This is a genomic window from Dongia sp. agr-C8, assembly GCF_054658695.1.
This window is the reverse complement of record NZ_BAAGHZ010000005.1, coordinates 103,959-120,544: the sequence shown is the minus strand read 5'-3', so window position 1 is coordinate 120,544 and position 16,586 is coordinate 103,959. Positions and strand designations below refer to the sequence as shown.

16 protein-coding genes and 2 riboswitches are annotated in these 16,586 nt (G+C 66.6%); of the genes, 9 read left to right on the top strand and 7 right to left on the bottom strand.

Features of this window, described 5'->3' with window-relative positions; genetic code table 11:
- The first annotated feature begins 41 nt into the window (after positions 1 to 41).
- From ACYQ4T_RS24860 to ACYQ4T_RS24845, 4 genes are all read left to right on the top strand, one after another.
- Positions 42 to 317: a metal-sensitive transcriptional regulator gene (locus tag ACYQ4T_RS24860; protein ID WP_459859318.1), complete on the top strand. Its 276-nt coding sequence runs from the start codon at positions 42 to 44 to the stop codon at positions 315 to 317.
- 77 nt (positions 318 to 394) lie between these two features.
- Complete coding sequence (locus ACYQ4T_RS24855) at positions 395 to 601, top strand: hypothetical protein (protein ID WP_459859317.1); 207 nt, start codon at positions 395 to 397, stop codon at positions 599 to 601.
- Positions 602 to 777: 176 nt separating this feature from the next.
- On the top strand, positions 778 to 2,871 hold the full coding sequence (gene uvrB, locus ACYQ4T_RS24850; protein WP_459859696.1) for an excinuclease ABC subunit UvrB: 2,094 nt from the start codon (positions 778 to 780) through the stop codon (positions 2,869 to 2,871).
- A gap of 1 nt (position 2,872) precedes the next feature.
- Positions 2,873 to 3,241, top strand: a complete 369-nt coding sequence (locus tag ACYQ4T_RS24845; RefSeq protein WP_459859316.1) for a VOC family protein — start codon at positions 2,873 to 2,875, stop codon at positions 3,239 to 3,241.
- Here the strand turns inward: ACYQ4T_RS24845 and ACYQ4T_RS24840 are convergent.
- The 4 genes from ACYQ4T_RS24840 to ACYQ4T_RS24825 are packed head-to-tail and all read right to left on the bottom strand — an operon-like array spanning position 3,226 to position 9,403.
- A complete protein-coding gene (locus ACYQ4T_RS24840; protein WP_459859315.1) occupies positions 3,226 to 4,533 on the bottom strand; it encodes an MgtC/SapB family protein in 1,308 nt (435 codons plus the stop codon). The two genes, ACYQ4T_RS24845 and ACYQ4T_RS24840, sit on opposite strands and share 16 nt — an antisense overlap.
- 21 nt (positions 4,534 to 4,554) lie before the next feature.
- A complete protein-coding gene (locus ACYQ4T_RS24835; RefSeq protein ID WP_459859314.1) occupies positions 4,555 to 5,688 on the bottom strand; it encodes an ABC transporter permease in 1,134 nt (377 codons plus the stop codon).
- Between the two features lie 3 nt (positions 5,689 to 5,691).
- Positions 5,692 to 8,415 carry a ribosome-associated ATPase/putative transporter RbbA gene (gene rbbA / locus ACYQ4T_RS24830; protein ID WP_459859313.1) on the bottom strand — a complete coding sequence of 908 codons (2,724 nt, stop codon included), beginning with the start codon at positions 8,413 to 8,415 and terminating at the stop codon, positions 5,692 to 5,694.
- Positions 8,402 to 9,403, bottom strand: a complete 1,002-nt coding sequence (locus ACYQ4T_RS24825) for an HlyD family secretion protein (protein ID WP_459859312.1) — start codon at positions 9,401 to 9,403, stop codon at positions 8,402 to 8,404. The genes rbbA and ACYQ4T_RS24825 overlap by 14 nt, the downstream gene beginning before the upstream one ends.
- Positions 9,404 to 9,560: 157 nt before the next feature.
- On the opposite strand from ACYQ4T_RS24825, the gene ACYQ4T_RS24820 reads away from it, so the two are divergent.
- The 5 genes from ACYQ4T_RS24820 (at position 9,561) to mobB (ending at position 14,640) form a co-directional block, all read left to right on the top strand.
- Positions 9,561 to 10,334, top strand: coding sequence for an SDR family oxidoreductase (locus ACYQ4T_RS24820; protein WP_459859311.1), 774 nt, complete (start codon positions 9,561 to 9,563; stop codon positions 10,332 to 10,334).
- A gap of 299 nt (positions 10,335 to 10,633) precedes the next feature.
- Positions 10,634 to 10,990 carry a dihydroneopterin aldolase gene (gene folB / locus ACYQ4T_RS24815; RefSeq protein ID WP_459859310.1) on the top strand — a complete coding sequence of 119 codons (357 nt, stop codon included), beginning with the start codon at positions 10,634 to 10,636 and terminating at the stop codon, positions 10,988 to 10,990.
- A 426-nt stretch (positions 10,991 to 11,416) separates the two neighbouring features.
- Positions 11,417 to 13,483 (top strand): excinuclease ABC subunit UvrC, encoded by a 2,067-nt coding sequence (gene uvrC / locus ACYQ4T_RS24810; protein WP_459859309.1) that lies wholly within the window; start codon positions 11,417 to 11,419, stop codon positions 13,481 to 13,483.
- 84 nt (positions 13,484 to 13,567) lie between these two features.
- On the top strand, positions 13,568 to 14,140 hold the full coding sequence (pgsA, locus tag ACYQ4T_RS24805; RefSeq protein ID WP_459859308.1) for a CDP-diacylglycerol--glycerol-3-phosphate 3-phosphatidyltransferase: 573 nt from the start codon (positions 13,568 to 13,570) through the stop codon (positions 14,138 to 14,140).
- Positions 14,137 to 14,640 carry a molybdopterin-guanine dinucleotide biosynthesis protein B gene (gene mobB / locus ACYQ4T_RS24800; RefSeq protein ID WP_459859307.1) on the top strand — a complete coding sequence of 168 codons (504 nt, stop codon included), beginning with the start codon at positions 14,137 to 14,139 and terminating at the stop codon, positions 14,638 to 14,640. The genes pgsA and mobB overlap by 4 nt, the downstream gene beginning before the upstream one ends.
- A gap of 33 nt (positions 14,641 to 14,673) precedes the next feature.
- Here the strand turns inward: mobB and ACYQ4T_RS24795 are convergent, their stop codons facing one another.
- The 3 genes from ACYQ4T_RS24795 to ACYQ4T_RS24785 form a co-directional block, all read right to left on the bottom strand.
- On the bottom strand, positions 14,674 to 15,441 hold the full coding sequence (locus ACYQ4T_RS24795) for a CbtA family protein (RefSeq protein ID WP_459859306.1): 768 nt from the start codon (positions 15,439 to 15,441) through the stop codon (positions 14,674 to 14,676).
- A 12-nt stretch (positions 15,442 to 15,453) separates the two neighbouring features.
- Positions 15,454 to 15,645 carry a CbtB domain-containing protein gene (locus tag ACYQ4T_RS24790; RefSeq protein WP_459859305.1) on the bottom strand — a complete coding sequence of 64 codons (192 nt, stop codon included), beginning with the start codon at positions 15,643 to 15,645 and terminating at the stop codon, positions 15,454 to 15,456.
- A 42-nt stretch (positions 15,646 to 15,687) separates the two neighbouring features.
- Positions 15,688 to 15,919, bottom strand: a riboswitch (cobalamin riboswitch).
- A 67-nt stretch (positions 15,920 to 15,986) separates the two neighbouring features.
- Positions 15,987 to 16,310, bottom strand: a complete 324-nt coding sequence (locus ACYQ4T_RS24785; RefSeq protein WP_459859304.1) for a hypothetical protein — start codon at positions 16,308 to 16,310, stop codon at positions 15,987 to 15,989.
- Between the two features lie 32 nt (positions 16,311 to 16,342).
- A riboswitch (cobalamin riboswitch) is annotated at positions 16,343 to 16,571 on the bottom strand.
- Between the last annotated feature and the right edge of the window lie 15 nt (positions 16,572 to 16,586).

Here is a 16,586-nt window from a genome sequence, read left to right as displayed (position 1 = left end):
TCCCCTTGTCAAATATACCCGGTAGGGGTATATGTCAAGGCATGCAGAAAGAAACCAAGACCGACTGCCTGAAACGCTTGAACCGCGTCGAGGGCCAGGTGCGCGGCCTCTCCCGGATGGTGGAGGAGGACCGCTATTGCATCGACGTGGTGACGCAGATCGCCGCGGTGCGCGCCGCCCTGCGCCGCATCGAGGAACTGGTGCTGAAAGACCATGTCGGCCATTGCGTCGAGCATGCCATCGCCAGCGGCGATCCCAAGGAGCAGCGGGCCAAGATCGCCGAGCTGATCGAGGTATTGGGCCGCGCCGACCGCTGAACGGCCTTTGATTTGGATCAGAGACGGGCTCGGCCTCGGCGGCTAACACTCAGGCCCCGCAGCCGAAGGAAAGCCGCATGTCCGAGAACGGAACCGAGCACCCCACCGACGAATCGCCGGAAAGCGTGGCCTATCGCCTGATGCTGCTGGTCGCCGACCTGGAGAACCGCACGCTGCACGGCAATCCGGCCAAGGACCGGGTCAACGCCGACCGCCAGTGGATCCTCGACACCTATGCCGAATGCCTGAAGGCGATCAGAACCCCGGAGCAACGCAAGGGGTAATTGCCACCCTGCTGTCAGCAGCGTGGCGCGCGCGGCCCCGGAACCGCCGCCGCTGCCTTTTCGCTGCAATCCGCCCGTACTATATAGGGCGCATGCAGAAGCCGCTTCAGTCCGAACCCGTCATCGTCGAGCAGCGCCTGCCGGTCGGTCCCACCTCCGGCCGGCCGTTCCAGCTCATGTCCGAGTTCCAGCCGGCGGGCGACCAGCCGCAGGCGATCGCCGATATCGTCGCCGGGATTCGGGCCGGCGAGCGCGACCAGGTGCTGCTCGGCGTCACCGGCTCGGGCAAGACCTTCACCATGGCGCATGCGATCCAGCAGGTGCAGCGGCCGGCGCTGATTCTGGCGCCGAACAAGACCCTGGCGGCGCAGCTCTACGGCGAGATGAAGAGCTTCTTCCCGGAGAACTCGGTCGAGTATTTCGTCTCCTATTACGACTACTACCAGCCGGAAGCCTATGTCCCGCGCACCGACACCTATATCGAGAAGGAAAGCTCGCTGAACGAGCAGATCGACCGGATGCGCCACTCGGCGACCCGGGCCCTGTTCGAGCGGCGCGACGTGGTGATCGTCGCCTCGGTCTCCTGCATCTACGGCATCGGCTCGCCGGAGACCTATTCGGCGATGACCATCACCCTGAAGCGCGGCGACAGCATCGACCAGAAGGAGCTGCTCCGCGCTCTGGTCGAGATCCAGTACAAGCGCAACGAGGCGGCCTTCTTCCGCGGCACCTTCCGGGTCAAGGGCGACAGCCTGGAGATCTTCCCGGCCCATTTGGAGGACCGCGCCTGGCGCCTCTCCATGTTCGGCGACGAGATCGAGGCGATCTATGAGTTCGACCCGCTGACCGGCGAGCGCAGCGCCGATCTCGACGAGATCAAGATCTACGCCAACAGCCATTACGTGACGCCGAAGCCGACCTTGCACCAGGCGGTGAAGCATATCAAAGAGGACCTGAAGCTGCGGCTGGCCGAGTTGAACGCCGAGAACAAGCTGCTGGAGGCGCAGCGGCTGGAGCAGCGCGTCACCTTCGACATGGAGATGATGGAGGCGACCGGGTCCTGCGCCGGGATCGAGAACTACTCTCGCTATCTCACTGGCCGCAAGGCGGGAGAGCCGCCGCCGACCCTGTTCGAATACCTGCCGGAAGACGCGCTGATCTTCGTCGATGAGAGCCATGTCACGATCCCGCAGATCGGCGGCATGTATAAAGGCGACTTCGCGCGGAAATCGACCCTGGCGGAATACGGCTTCCGCCTGCCCTCCTGCATCGACAACCGGCCCTTGAAGTTCGAGGAATGGGAGCGGATGCGGCCGCAGACCATCTGCGTCTCGGCGACGCCCGGCGCCTGGGAGATGAAGCAGACCTCCGGCGTCTTCGCCGAGCAGGTGATCCGCCCGACCGGCCTCATCGATCCGGTTTGCATCATCCGGCCGACCGAGACTCAGGTCGATGACGTCGTCGCCGAATGCCAGGAGGTGGCGAAGAAGGGCCAGCGGGTCCTGATCACCACCCTGACCAAGCGCATGGCCGAGGACCTCACCGAATACCTGCACGATGCCGGCGTGCGGGTCCGCTACATCCATTCCGACGTCGAGACCCTGGAGCGGATCGAGATCATCCGCGATCTGCGCTTGGGGGCCTTCGACGTGCTGGTCGGCATCAACCTGCTGCGCGAAGGCCTGGACATCCCGGAATGCGCCCTGGTCTGCATCCTCGACGCGGACAAGGAAGGCTTCCTGCGCTCGCGCACCTCGCTGGTGCAGACCATCGGCCGCGCCGCGCGCAACGTCGAGGGCCGGGTCATCCTCTACGCCGACAACATGACCGACAGCCTGCAATATGCGCTGAACGAGACCACCCGGCGGCGCGAGAAGCAGCAGGCCTACAACGCCGCCCACGGCATCACGCCGGAATCGGTGAAGAAGGGCATCGCCGACATCATGAGCTCGGTCTACGAGAGCGACCATGTGACGGTGGATACCGGCGTCATCGGTGACCTGCACCGGGTCGGCCACAACCTCAAGGCCACGGTCGCCGATCTCGAGAAGAAGATGCGCGACGCGGCGGCCAACCTCGAGTTCGAGGCGGCGGCGCGCTACCGCGACGAGATCAAGCGCCTGGAATCGATCGACCTCGAGATCCCGAACACCGCGGCCGGCCGCGCCGGCATGGGGCTCGACGGCAAGCCGCTGTCGCCCTCGGCGCGCTCGACCGCGGGCAAGGCGGGGATGAAGCCGAAATTCCGGCAACGCAAGGGGAAGTACTAGCGTGGCGATCGATCACATCGGTTTCACCGTCGCCGACTTCCCGAAAAGCAAAGCCTTCTATCTCGCCGCCCTGACGCCGCTCGGCATGAGCATCGTCGAGGAGGGCGAGGGCTGGGCCTTGCTCGGCACCGATGGACGCCCGGAATTCTGGCTCGGGGTTGGCGATGCGCCGGGCACGATCCATTTCGCCTTCGTCGCCAAGACCCGGGAAGCGGTGCGCGCCTTCCATGCCGCGGCACTGGCCGCCGGCGGCCGCGACAACGGCGGCCCGGGCATCCGCGGGCATTATCACCCGAACTACTACGGCGCCTTCGTCTTCGACCCCGACGGCCACAATATCGAGGCGGTCTGCCATCAGCCCGAAGGCTGATCGGCCTCCAGTTCGAACGGCATCGGGATCAGCCAGGCGACCCCGGCGGCGCTGCACATCAGCGCCAGCGCGCCGACGCCCCAAAGCGCGATCTTGCCGCCGGCCGAGAACAGCACCACCGACTTGAACACGGCGTTGGCCAGCACCGCGATCAGCAAGGCGGTGAGCGCCGGGGCGATCTCGGCGCCGCCGGCAGCGCTGCGTGCCACGGTCAGGCTGATGGCATCGGCATCGACCAGGCCGGCGATCGCCGCCAGGCCCTGCAGCCCCGCCTGGCCGTAGCGGTCCTCCAGGAAGGCCGCGAGCAGCTGGACCGTGGTCAGGATCGCGGCGAGCTTGATCGCCGGCCCGATGCCGAAGGGATTGGCGATTTCCATCGCCTTGCCCTCGCCGCGTCCGCTCTGGAAGCGCCACAGCAGAAGCGCACAGGCGAGGGCGACCAGCGCGAAGCAGCCGAGCGGCCAGGCCGCCGCGACGGCGAGGGGCGGGTAGATCGCCACGACGATCACCAGCATGCGCAGGACGCTGACGCCGTTGGCCAGCGCGATGCCGGCGGCCAGCGGTGCCACCGACTTCTGGTCCTGCTTGGCCAGCCGCGCCAGCGCCGCCGTGGTCGCCGTCGATGACACCATGCCGCCGAACAAGCCGGTCGCCAGGTAGCCGCGCTTCGGTCCCAGCACCCGGATCGCGAGATAGCCCGCGAAGGAAAGCGTCGAGATCAGCACCACGTAGAACCAGATCTTGCGCGGGTTGAGCGCCTCATAGGGCCCGTAGCCCCGATCGGGCAGCACCGGCAGGATCACCAGCGAAATCACCAGCAGGCGCAGCACGGCACGGAGCTCGTCCTTGCTCAGCGCGCCGATCCAGCGGTGCAGGGTCGGCTTCAGGTGCAGCAGCACGACGATCACCACCGCCGCGGTGGCGGCGAGCTGCGGCATGCCGATGGTGGCGAGCGCGCCGAGCATGGTGGTCACCAAGGCGGCGGCCAAGGTGGTCACGTCCTCCAGCGGCAGGTTCCGGTCGCCTTTGCGCCGCTGCGCGATCAGCACCGCGGCGACGGCGAGCAGGGCGGCCGCCACCAGCCATGCGGCGTTCTGCTCGAACAGGCCGGCGATACCGCCCAGCAGCCCGAAAAGGCCGAAAGTACGGAGCCCGGCATGCTCCTCGGGTTCATCCGCATCGCGCTGCTGGCGCCACTCGCGCTCCATGCCGATCAGCAGGCCGACCGCCAGCGCCACCAGCAGCTCAAGCGGATGGGAGAGAGTCTCCCAGTCCAGATCCAGTTCTCTCATGGGGTCCCTTGGTCGCTATCGTCAGGCCTGCCGGGCGAGCATGGCCCGAAAGCGCAGCAGGGCCACCAGGAGAAAGGCCAAGCCCAGCCCAAAGATCCCTGCCATTTGCGGCCAGACGGTCTCAATTCCGGCGCCGCGGTAGAGAATCGCCTGGGACAGCGCGACAAAATGGGTCGACGGCGAGACCTGCATCGCTATGCCGAGCCATTCCGGCATCGCCTCCATCGGCGTGGTGGTGCCGGACAGCAGGTTCATCACCACGAAGATCGGGATCGCCAGCAGGCCCAGCTGCGGCATGGAATTGGCGACGGTCGCCAGCAGGATGCCGAGCGACGTCGCCGCAAAGAGATAGAGTGCCGCGCCGCAGAGGAAGAGCGGCAGCGAACCTGAGACCGGCACGCCGAGCGCCCAGCCCACCACGAAGACCAGGGAAAGCGCGACCGCCACCAGGATCACCAGGCCGTTGGCCCAGATCTTGGCCAGTGCGATCTCCGCCGCAGTGACCGGCATGACCATCAGGTGCTCGATGGTGCCGCGCTCGCGCTCGCGCATCACGGCAGCGCCGACCAGGATGATCGCCAGGATGGTGATGTTCTCCAGCACCTGCATGACCGCGTTGAAGCGCAGCGATTCCAGGTTGGGGTTGAACAGCGCGCGCGTCACCACGGTCGCCGGCAGGCCGGCATCGCCGTCCTGGTCGTCCAGGAACTCGCGCGCGGTGCGGATCACGATGTTCTGCAGATAGGCGGTGCCGACGCCGGCCTGGGTCATGGCGGTGGCATCGACCTCGATAGCGATCTCCGGCCGGCGGCCGGACAGCAGATCGGCCTGCAGCTTCGGCGGCAGGTGAAGCACGAAGGTGACGCGGCCATGGTTCAGCAGGTCCTCGACCTGGTCCCGGCCGACCCGGACCGGATGCTGGAAATAGGGCGGCTGGATCGCGTCGGACAGCCGGCGCGAGAAATCCGAGCCGTCGTCATCGACGATTGCGACCGCGGCGTTCTGCACCTCGGTGCGGACGCCCTTGGCCACGTCGTAGACCGCCATGGTGAAGGTGTAGAGGATCAGCACCATCATCACCACGTCGCGCGACAGGCTGGCGATCTCCTTCAGGCCGAGGCGGAAGATGTTGATGGCATGCCGGCCGAGGTCCATCGGTCAGCGCTCCTGCTTCCGGACCAGCAAGCGCGCCAGCCCGAGAAAGCCGAGAAAGAAGCCGGCCAAAGCGGCGAGCTGCGGCAGGAAATGCGCGAAGCCGAGGCCCTTGTCGAACACGCCGAGACTCACGGTCTGGAACCAGGAGGCCGGGAACAGCATGCCGAAAATCCGGCCGGTCCCCTCCAGGGTCGAGGTCGGGTAGAACAGGCCGGAGAAGTTGACCGTGGGAATCATGCAGAGGATCGAGGCGGCGAAGATCGCCGCGACCTGAGTGCGGACGAAGGCCGAGACCAGCAGGCCGAACGAGGTCGACGCGCCGACATAGAGCAGCGCGCCCAGCGCCAGCGCCGCCAGGCTGCCCTTAGGCAGCAGGCCGAAGACCGGCGCGGCCAGCCCGGCCAGCAGCAGGAAGGCGATGAAGCCGAGCAGCAGGTAGGGCAGCTGCTTGCCGATCAGGAATTCGCCGATCCCGGCGGGGGAGACGTAGAGATTGGCGATCGTGCCCAATTCCTTCTCCCGGACCACGCCGACCGCGGTCAGCATGGCGGGGATCAGCATCAGCAGCAGCATGATCACGCCCGGCACGATCGCCACCACGCTCTTGAAATCCTGGTTGTAGCGGAAGCGCGGCTGGATCGAGACCGGCATCACGGCGGCCGTGCTGGCGGCGAGACGGGTTTCGACATAATCGACGGCGATGCCCTCGACATAGCCGCGGATGGTCTCGGCGCGGAACGGCATGCTGCCGTCGAGATAGACGCCGATCTCCGGCTGGCGCCCGGCCAGCAGGTCGCGGCCGAAATCCGGCGGGATTTCCAGCGCCATCTTCAACTCGCCGGATCTGAGCCGCCGGTCGATCTCAGTCTCGGCGTAGAGCGGCGGCTGCTCGAGGAAGTAGCGCGAGCCCTGGAAGTTCTCCAGCAGGGTCCGGCTCTCCAGCGAGCGGTCGCGGTCGAGCACGGCGTAGGTGAGGCGATCGACGTCGAACGAGACTCCGAAGCCGAAGGTGATCATCAGGAAGATCGGCCCGAGAAAGGCGAAGGCGAGGCGCACCGGGTCGCGGATCAGCTCAATCAGTTCGCGCCGGGCGAAGGCCAACGGTCGTTGCAGGAAAGCCGGCAGCGGGAAACGTGCCGGCTTGCGCGTGACCGCCGGCGCCGCCGTCGCGCCGGCGGCCTCCGGATCGGCGCGGGCGATCTGCTGGATGAAGGCCTGTTCCAGGCTGTCGGCGCCCTCCGCGGCGACGATCTCCGCCGGCGTTCCGACCGCCAGGGTGCGGCCGCGATGCATCAGGGAGATGCGGTCGCAGCGCTCGGCCTCGTTCATGAAATGGGTGGAGATGAAGATGGTGACCGCCTCGTTGCGCGAGAGTTCCAGGATCAGGCGCCAGAAGTCGTCGCGCGCTTCAGGGTCGACGCCCGAAGTCGGCTCGTCGAGGATCAGGATCTCCGGCCGGTGCAGGCAGGCCGCCGCGAGCTGGAGCCGCTGCCGGAGACCGAGCGGCAGCTTGCCGGGCAGCGAATCCGCCACGTCTTCGAGCTTGAAGCGCTGCAGCGCCGCATCGATGCGCGGCTTCACCGCGGCGGCGGGAATGCGATAGAGCCGGGCATGCAGCGCGAGGTTGGCGCGCACGGTCAGCTCCTCATAGAGCGAGAAGCCTTGCGACATGTAGCCGATCTTGAGCCGGGTCGCGATGTCCTGTGCCTGGACCGGATGGCCGAGCAGCTCGGCTTTGCCTTCGCTGGCGGCGAGCAGGCCGGTCAGCATCTTCATCGTGGTGGTCTTGCCGGAGCCGTTGGAGCCGAGGAAGCCGAAGATCTCGCCGCGCTCGATCCGGAAACTCGCATGATCCACCGCGACGAAGTCACCGAAGCGCCGGGTCAGTCCCTCCGCGACGATGGCCGGGGCACCGTCATGCGCGACGCGGGGCGGGATCTCCAGCGGCGGCGGCGGGGCGGCGCCGCGATGGCGCAAAGCGACATAGGCGGCATCGAGATGCGCTTCGCCGGTGGCCGCGATCACCGCCCGGGTCGGGCCGGCGGCCAGCAGGCGGCCCTGGTCGATCGCGACCAGGTGGTCGAAACCCTCGGCTTCCTCCATATAGGCGGTCGCGACCAGCATGGTCATGTTCGGGCGCATTTCGCGGATGGTGGCGATCAGCTCCCAGAACTGCCGGCGCGACAAGGGATCGATGCCGGTGGTCGGCTCGTCGAGGATCAGCAAGTCGGGATCGTGCACCAGGGCGCAGCAGAGGCCGAGCTTCTGCTTCATGCCGCCGGAGAGCTTGCCGGCCGGGCGGTTGGGAAAGGGCGCGAGGCCGGTCGCCGCCAGCAGGCGGGCGCGACGTTCGGAAAGTGCCGCGGGATCCAGGCCGAAGAGATGCGCGAAGAAGTCGATGTTCTCGGCGACCGACAGCGTCGGGTAGAGATTGCGGCCGAGGCCCTGGGGCATGTAGGCGATGCGTGGGCCGACATTGCGCCGGTGCCGGCGGTCGCGCATGTCGCCGCCGAGCACTTCGACCCGGCCGGCCTGGATCCGCTTGGCGCCGGCGACCACGCCGAGCAGGGTCGACTTGCCGACGCCGTCGGGCCCGACCAGGGCCACCGACGCGCCTTGCGGAATCTCGAGCGCGATCGCGTCGAGCGCGACGGTCTTGCCGTAGCGATGCGAGAGGCCGTCGATCCGCAGCGCCGCCGGGCCGGCCTCGGTGCTATTGAGCGGCATTGCCGGGTGCCGGCGGCAGCTTCGGCGCGAGCGCGTCCGGCCAGGCCGCAGCAGCCTCGACCTTCACATAGGCATCGCCGGTGAGACCCGCCTTCACATAGTCGCGGTAGGTCTCGAGTAGCTTCGGGTCGATCCTGAGCTTGATCCGATACATCAGCTTCTCGCGCTCGCTCTCGGTCTCGACGAATTTCGGCGTGAACTGCGCCTCGGCGGCGACGAAGGAGACGCTGGCGGGCACCACATAGTCCGGCGCGGCGTCGAGCACGATGCGTCCCTCGGAGCCGAGCCCGACACGGCCGGCGTCGGGCGTGGGCAGAAAGATCGTCATATAGACATCGGTCAGATCGAGCAGGGAGACGACCGAGGCGCCGGCGGAGAGAACCTCGCCGGCCTGCACCAGCTTGTATTCGACGCGGCCCGAGACCGGCGCCGCCAGGGTCATGTCGTTGAGCACCGCCTGCAGCTGCGCGACCGAGGCATCGGCGGCATCGCGGGCCGCCTCGGCATCGCCGATCGCGGCTTGCGCCGCTGTCACGGTCGCCGCGGCGACATCGCGCTGCGCCTGGCGCTGGTCGACCGTCGAGGCGGAGATGTAGTCGCGTTTGCTGAGCGTCTGGGCGCGCTGCAGCTCGACATTGGCGAGCTTCAGTTCCGCCTGGCGCATCAGCAGCTGTGCCTTGGCCTGGCCGATGCCTTGCACCGCCTGCTGCGCCCTGGCCTTGGCGGCGGCGATCTCGGCCACCAGCTCGGCGGTGTCCATGCGTGCGATCACCGCGCCGCGCTCGACGAAGTCGCCTTCCTTGACCAGGATCTCGGCGACACGCCCGGCATATTTTGTGGCGACGGCGACGCGCTCCGCCTCGATCCGGCCGTTGGCGCGGGCCAGGCCGGCGGGAATCGCGTCGGCCTGATCGGCCTGCCAGCGGATGAAAAAGGCTGCGGCGACGGCGGCGATCACCGCCAGGATGACGAAGGGGACCAGACGCATGCTGTACTCGCTCAGTTGTCCGGCCGATGTGATCCGAATCCGCCGTCGAGTGCTTTGACTTGCGTCAAGCAGGTCCGGCGAGCCTCCTCCGAAAGGCCAGCGATTTCAACATGCTTTGCCGCTTGCCTCGCTGGGCTTCGCCCGCCATGCTCCGGCCATGCCTGAATCACCCCCCATCAAGGCAGCCCTGGTCACCGGGGCGGCGAAGCGTCTCGGGCGCGCCATCGCGCTCGGCCTCGCCGCCGACGGCTGGGATGTTGCCGTGCATTGCCACAGCTCGCTCGCCGAGGCCGAGGCGACCGCGAAAGACATTCGCGCGCTCGGTTGCCGCACCGTCGTGCTGCAGGCCGATCTCGGCCAGGAGTCCGAGGTCGAGAGGCTGATCCCGCGGGCGCGCGAGAAGCTCGGGCCGCTGACCTGCCTGGTGAACAATGCTTCCGTCTTCGAGATGGACAAGGTCGACACCGTGACACGCGACAGCTGGGACCGGCATATCGAGACCGGCTTGCGCGCGCCGCTGGTCCTCAGCCAGGCCTTCGCGAAACAGCTGCCCGAGGGCGCCGAAGGCAACATCGTCAACATGCTGGACCAGCGGGTCTGGAAGCTCACGCCCTACTTCCTGTCCTACACCGTCGCCAAGATGGGGCTTTGGACATTGACCCGGACCTTGGCGCTGGCGCTGGCGCCGCGCATCCGCGTCAACGGGATCGGGCCAGGCCCGACTATGGCCAGTGAGCGGCAGACCGCAGAGCAGTTCGAGGCCCAGACCAAGGCAGTGCCGCTGGGCCATGGCGCGACGCCGGAAGAAATCGCGGCCGGTGTGCGGTTCATCCTCTCCGCCCCGGCGATGACCGGGCAGATGATCGCGCTCGACGGCGGCGAGCACCTGGGCTGGCAGCAATCCAGCAAGGGTTTCATGCCGCGCGAATAGCGCGGCGGGGGCTTCATGCCGCGCGAGTAATCGGCGATTCGCCGGTATGAGAGTGGAGCCGGTCGCTTTGAGGATAACCGTGGGCGACAGTGGACGGGACTCGGGCGGGGCAAAACACTATAATGATGGCATGCAGCGGGCCGGCAGCCCCTGCACGGAAGCCCCAGAGTGCGGCTTCTCCATTCGCCCGATGGTCGGGCCGGCCCCAGAGTGCGGCAGCATCTGAGCGACTGAAGGGTTCTAACCGCATGACCCAGGCCGAGAAAATTGCCGCGCATCCCTCGACTGCGGCATCCCGCATGATGAAGGTCTTGGTCCGCGACCTGGTGTTGCCGGCGCGGATCGGCGTCTATCAGCACGAGAAACTGGGCACCCAGCGTGTGCGCATCAATCTCGAGCTCATCGCCACCGAGCACCCGGCGATCAAGGACGAGCTCAACAACGTCGTGAACTACGCCGATCTCGTCGAGCAGGTGCGTGCCATCGTCGACGAGGGCCATATCAACCTGGTTGAAACCTTGGCCGACCGCATCGCGCAAGCCTGTCTGGTCGATCGCCGTGTGCAATCTGCGAAAGTGCGGATCGAGAAGCTCGACGTCTTCCCGGAAGCCGAGAGCGTCGGCGTGGAGATCGAAAGGGTCCGCAACCCGCGCTGAGTGCCGGTTGATGCGGTGCGGGAAAGACCGAACCGCGACAACGCCGTGACAGTGAAAAATTAATTGTATCAGACCCCTAATCGGAGATTCCTGAGCCAAGTTGTTCACATGGCGGCGGGAGTCCCAAACGCCCCCGCGAGTCAAGAGCGGAGTCCGCTTTATGACCAGGATATTTCAGGGCGGGCTGAATAAGGTCATATAGATCAAGCCCTTGCCGTTTCTGCCCGTTTTCTGTGCATTTCTCGGAGATCGGCGGAATCCCTGAGCCGCGTCAAACCGGCGGGAGATTACCGACAGACTTATCCACAGAAATGGGGGATATCCGTCCTGGTTAACGCGGGAGTCGCGGCGTAAAAGTCCGGAAAACGACGTTGAGGTTTGCTGCCGCCAGAAAAATGCTCTGGAACAGCTTATATCCCGAACAGCATGAGCACCGATTGGACCGAAACGGAATCGCCTGAAGATTCAACGGAAGCGCCGCGCGCCGCGCGCGGGCGGCTGTCCCAAGGCGCCGGCGTGATCCGCGAGAAGGTCAAAACCTTGCCGAACAGCCCCGGCGTCTATCGCATGATGAATGCGAAAGGCGACGTTCTCTATGTCGGCAAGGCGCGCGACCTGAAGAAGCGCGTGACGGCGTATACCCAGCCGTATCGTCAGGCCAATCGCATTCAACGGATGATCTCCGAAACCGCGGCGATGGAGTTCGTCACCACCCATACCGAGGTGGAAGCGCTGCTGCTGGAAGCGAACCTGATCAAGCGCTACATGCCGCGCTACAACGTGCTGCTGCGCGACGACAAGAGCTTCCCCTATATCTTGATCACCGGCGATCATCCGGCGCCACAACTTGCGAAGCATCGCGGCGCGCGCAACCGGCCGGGCGAGTATTTCGGACCCTTCGCCTCCGCCGGCGCGGTCAACCGCACCATCGTCGCGTTGCAGCGCGCCTTCCTGCTGCGGCCCTGCTCGGATTCGATCTTCGCCAGCCGGACCCGCCCCTGTCTGCAATTCCAGATCAAGCGCTGCTCGGCGCCCTGCGTCGGCCGGATCACCGAGGCCGACTACCAAGGCCTGGTCCAGGAGGCGCATGCCTTCCTCACCGGCAAGAGCGATGCGGTGAAGCTGCGTCTCTCGTCCGAGATGCAGCAGGCTTCGGATGCGCTGGAGTTCGAGAAGGCGGCGCGGCTCCGGGATCGGATTCAGGCCCTGGCGGCGATCCAGAGCCGCCAGGACATCAACCTGGAGAATGTGGAAGAGGCCGACATCATCGCCGCGCATCAGGAGGAGTCCGGCCATAGCTGCGTGCAGGTCTTCTTCTTCCGCAACAACAGCAACTACGGCAGCCGCGCCTATTTCCCGGCCCATGACCGCCAGGCCGAGGTGAAGGACATCCTCGCCGCCTTCATGGGCCAGTTCTATGAGAACAAGACGCCGCCGAAGCTGATCCTGGTCAACGAGATCCCGGCCGAGGCGGAGCTGCTGACCGAGGCGCTCACCCTGCGCGCCGGCCGCAAGGTCGAGATCCTGGCGCCGCAGCGCGGCGACAAGCGCAAGGCGCTCGACCATGCGCTGCTGAACGCCAAGGATGCGCTGACCCGCCGGATGGCGGAATCCGCCTCGCAGACCCGGCTGCTCGCGGCGCTGGCCGAGCTGTTCAAGATGGAACAGCCGCCGAAGCGGATCGAGGTCTACGACAACAGCCATATTTCCGGCACCAATCCCTATGGCGCGATGATCGTCGCCGGGCCGGAAGGCTTCATGAAGAACCAGTATCGCAAATACTCGATCCGCGACGTGACGCGGAAAGAGGCGGAAGACGACGCCGAGACGCCGGCACCGGACGGCTTGAGTGAGGCGCCGATGCCGGCCTTCGAGGTCGAGCCCAATGCCTCGCTGGAGCAGGTGATCGAGACCATCGATCCCGCGCGGCCGCCGGTGACCCGTGAATCCGTTCAGGCGGGCGACGATTACGCGATGATGCGCCAGGTGCTGACCCGCCGCTTCAACCGCGCGCTGAAAGAGGATCCCGACCGCGACAAGGGCCTCTGGCCGGACCTGGTGCTGATCGACGGCGGCCAGGGCCAGCTCAACACCGCGATGCAGGTTCTGGCCGATCTCGGCATCGGCGACGTTTGCGTGGCCTCGATCGCCAAGGGGCCGGACCGCAATGCCGGGCGCGAGCGCTTCTTCATGCCGGGCCGCGAGCCGTTCAGCCTCGATCCCAAGAGCCCGGTACTCTACTTCCTGCAGCGCCTGCGCGACGAGGCGCACCGCTTCGTGATCGGCGCGCACCGGGCCAAGCGCTCCAAGGAGATCCGGCATTCGATACTGGACGACGTCCCGGGGATCGGCGCCAAGCGGAAGAAGGCCCTGCTGTTGCATTTCGGCTCGGCCCGGGCGGTTTCCCAGGCCGGGCTGTCGGACCTCTCGGCGGTGCCGGGGGTTTCCGAGGCGGTGGCGAAGAAGATCTACGACCACTTCCATGGCGGATAATTCGCCGCATTTCCGCCCTGTGACAGGGCGAAGCCGACCTGCTATTTTCTCCCGGAACCGAGAAGAAGACGTGCGCCAAGCACCATGACGAACATCGCCAATATCCTCACGCTGTCGCGGATCGCCGCGATCCCGCTGATCGCGGCCCTGCTGTTCTTCGACCAGCCGTGGCTGCGCTGGATCGCCTTCATCCTCTATGCGGTCGCCTGTATCACCGATTTCTTCGACGGTTATATCGCCCGGCGGATGGACCAGGTCTCGGCGCTCGGCCGCTTCCTCGACCCGATCGCCGACAAGCTGGTGGTGGCGGCGATCCTGATGTCGATGACCGCCCATGGCCAGATCTCCGGTTGGGTCGTTCTGCCGGCCCTGATCATCCTCTGCCGCGAGATCCTGGTCTCCGGCCTGCGCGAGTACCTGGCCGAGCTGAAGGTTCGCCTGCCGGTCTCGATGATGGCGAAGTGGAAGACGACGATGCAGATGGTCGCCGTCGGCTTCCTGATCGTCGGCGACGTGATGCCGGGCTGGCCGGTCCAGCTCATCGGCGAAGCCCTGATGTGGCTGGCCGCGGCGCTGACCCTGGTCACTGGCTATGATTATTTCCGGGTCGGCATCAAGCACATGGCCGAAGACGACCGCGCGGACGCGAAGAAGTGAAGGTCCTAGGCCTGGCGGGCTGGAGCGGGGCAGGCAAGACCACCCTGCTGGCCAAGCTGATCCCCGAGCTGATCCGGCGCGGCATCACCGTCTCCACCATGAAGCACGCGCATCACGCCTTCGACGTCGACACGCCGGGCAAGGACTCCTATGTCCACCGCGAGGCCGGCGCCACCGAGGTGCTGGTCGCTTCCGCCAACCGCTGGGCGCTGATGCACGAGCACCGCGGCGCGCCGGAGCCGGACTCGAGAGAACTCATGAAGCATATGAGTGAGGTCGACCTCCTGCTGGTCGAGGGCTTCAAGCGCGAAGGCCACGACAAGCTGGAGATCTGGCGCGAGGCCAACGGCAAGCCGCTGCTGGCCGCCGAAGACCCGAACATCGTCGCCGTGCTGGTGGACGGGCCGAAGCCGGAGACGAGGCTGCCGGTGATCGACCTCAACGACATCGGCGCGATCGCCGATTTCGTGATGCGGCATTGCGGCTTCGAAAAGGCGTAAGCCCCGACACCAAGTGCCGGGGCTTACCCGCGATCAGGCCGCCGGCGCGACGAACCGCTTGTAGCAGTAGCCGCTGAGCGCGCCGAGGACGGCCCAGAACAGCAGCTGGGCGATCATCGTGGCGGCGAGGAAGCGATGGGCCAAGGCTTCCGGCGCCGCCGAGGCGTATTCCTCCGGCTGCGGCGCGCCGATCGCATGCGGCACCACCATCATGGCCAAGGCGACCACGACCCAGAGCGGCTTCGGCTCCCGGACATAGAACAGCAGGCCCAGACCGCCTGCCGTCAGCACCGCGGTCGCGACCCACCAGATCTGCCGTGCCGTGAGATCCGCCACGGCGCTGCCGGGCAGCTCCGGGGGCAGGCCGATGCTGGGGGCCAGAATGAAGACCGCGAAGCCGCCGAGACCCCAATAGACGCCCTGGCGCCAATCGATCGCCCGGCCGGAGACCGCATAGACGGCGATCAGCAGCAGCGCGAAGCCGATGCCGGTCAGCAGATCGGCCAAGGCGGTGAAAGCGGTGCGTTCGAACCCGTCCCGCGGCTCCCACGCGTCGCCGTCATGCGCATGGCCCTCGGCGGCATGATTCGCGGCGGCATGATCGTGGTCCTGCGCTTCCGCCGTCGCTGCGGTATTCGCCGCGGCGCCGGCAGCGGGTGCCGGCGCCTCGGCAGCTTTCTCGAAGACCTCGGCCTGGAGGATGACGGGGACTGTCGTCACGTTGTGCACCAGCGTGACGAAGAGCCCGGACAATAGTCCGGCGCTCGCGGCTGCGATGAACAGCCGCCGAAACATCTGCATGTGACTAGCCCCTTAGTGGCAGGGGAAGCCGTTGGAATGGCGGGTATCGTGGGCCGCGTTATGCGCCGCCGCGATATGCGAGAAGCCAACGCCCCAGATCATGAACACGCCGAGGAAGGCGGCCATGCTGGCGGCGATCAGGGTCTTCGAGCGGGTCGCGGAGATCGTGGCGGTGTTGGTGCGGGTCTGCGTGGTCGTGGTCATCGAAAGTCTCCTATCTGGCGCGACATCCCCGTCGCGCGGTTGCAGGTCTCACTCCCGATGGCAGGTTTCCTGACTCGCGGGTCTCCGCCTTGCGCCGACCTTCCCGGCCCCTCTTGAATCTAAGGGTCCTCCAGTGGTCATAAGTGACGCTCGGCTCGCCGCTGACAGTTGCGGGGGCAGCCACGGCATTGGCCCCTTCTGGGTCGTCCGCACCGTGTTCCCTTTTAAGCCCCTGGACTTCATCCGTCGGGGCACCATCGCCGCGAATTATAGGGATTCGGCCTATAAAGCGTCAATCCGGCGCGAAGGCCGGAACTTGGCGCGGCAGCGACTCAATCGGTTCAGTTCGCGCCGCATTGCGGCGCCGGCGGCTCTGTTCGCGCCGCATGGCGGCGCCGGGTCCGCGGGATGGCGGCGAGGCGGGCGCGGTCGGCCCGGCCCATCTCGCCGATCAGCGCCTGGGCGAAATCGGAGAAGGGCTCGCCTTCCCCGCGCGACTGCCGCCCGATCAGCACCTGCGCGGCCAGCGCCGGGTCGATCTCCGGCGGCAGGTCGAGCACCCAGCGCAGGACGTCGAGGCGCAGTGCGCCGTTGTTCTTGGTCGATGCGGTGAACAGCGCCGCCAGGCTGTCGGCGGAACGCTCGAGCAGTGATGCGCGGATCATGGTTTCTTTCTCCGGACGCCCCGCCGGCAAGAAGGGTTGCACAGGTGATGGCAGGTCTCCTGGCTCGCGGTCTTGGCCGACATCCGCCTTCCCGAGTCTTCGCTCAGTGGCTGCGGCCCAGGTCTTGAACGCTGAGCCGCGTGGATGTTCGACGAACTGCTTACAGTTGCGGGGGCAGCCACGGCATCGCACCGTGTTCCCTATTATCCTCGCGCCAAGGTCATCCCCTTGTCGCGAGGAACCATCGGCGCTCTTGGTAGAGAGACGCGGCCTGCC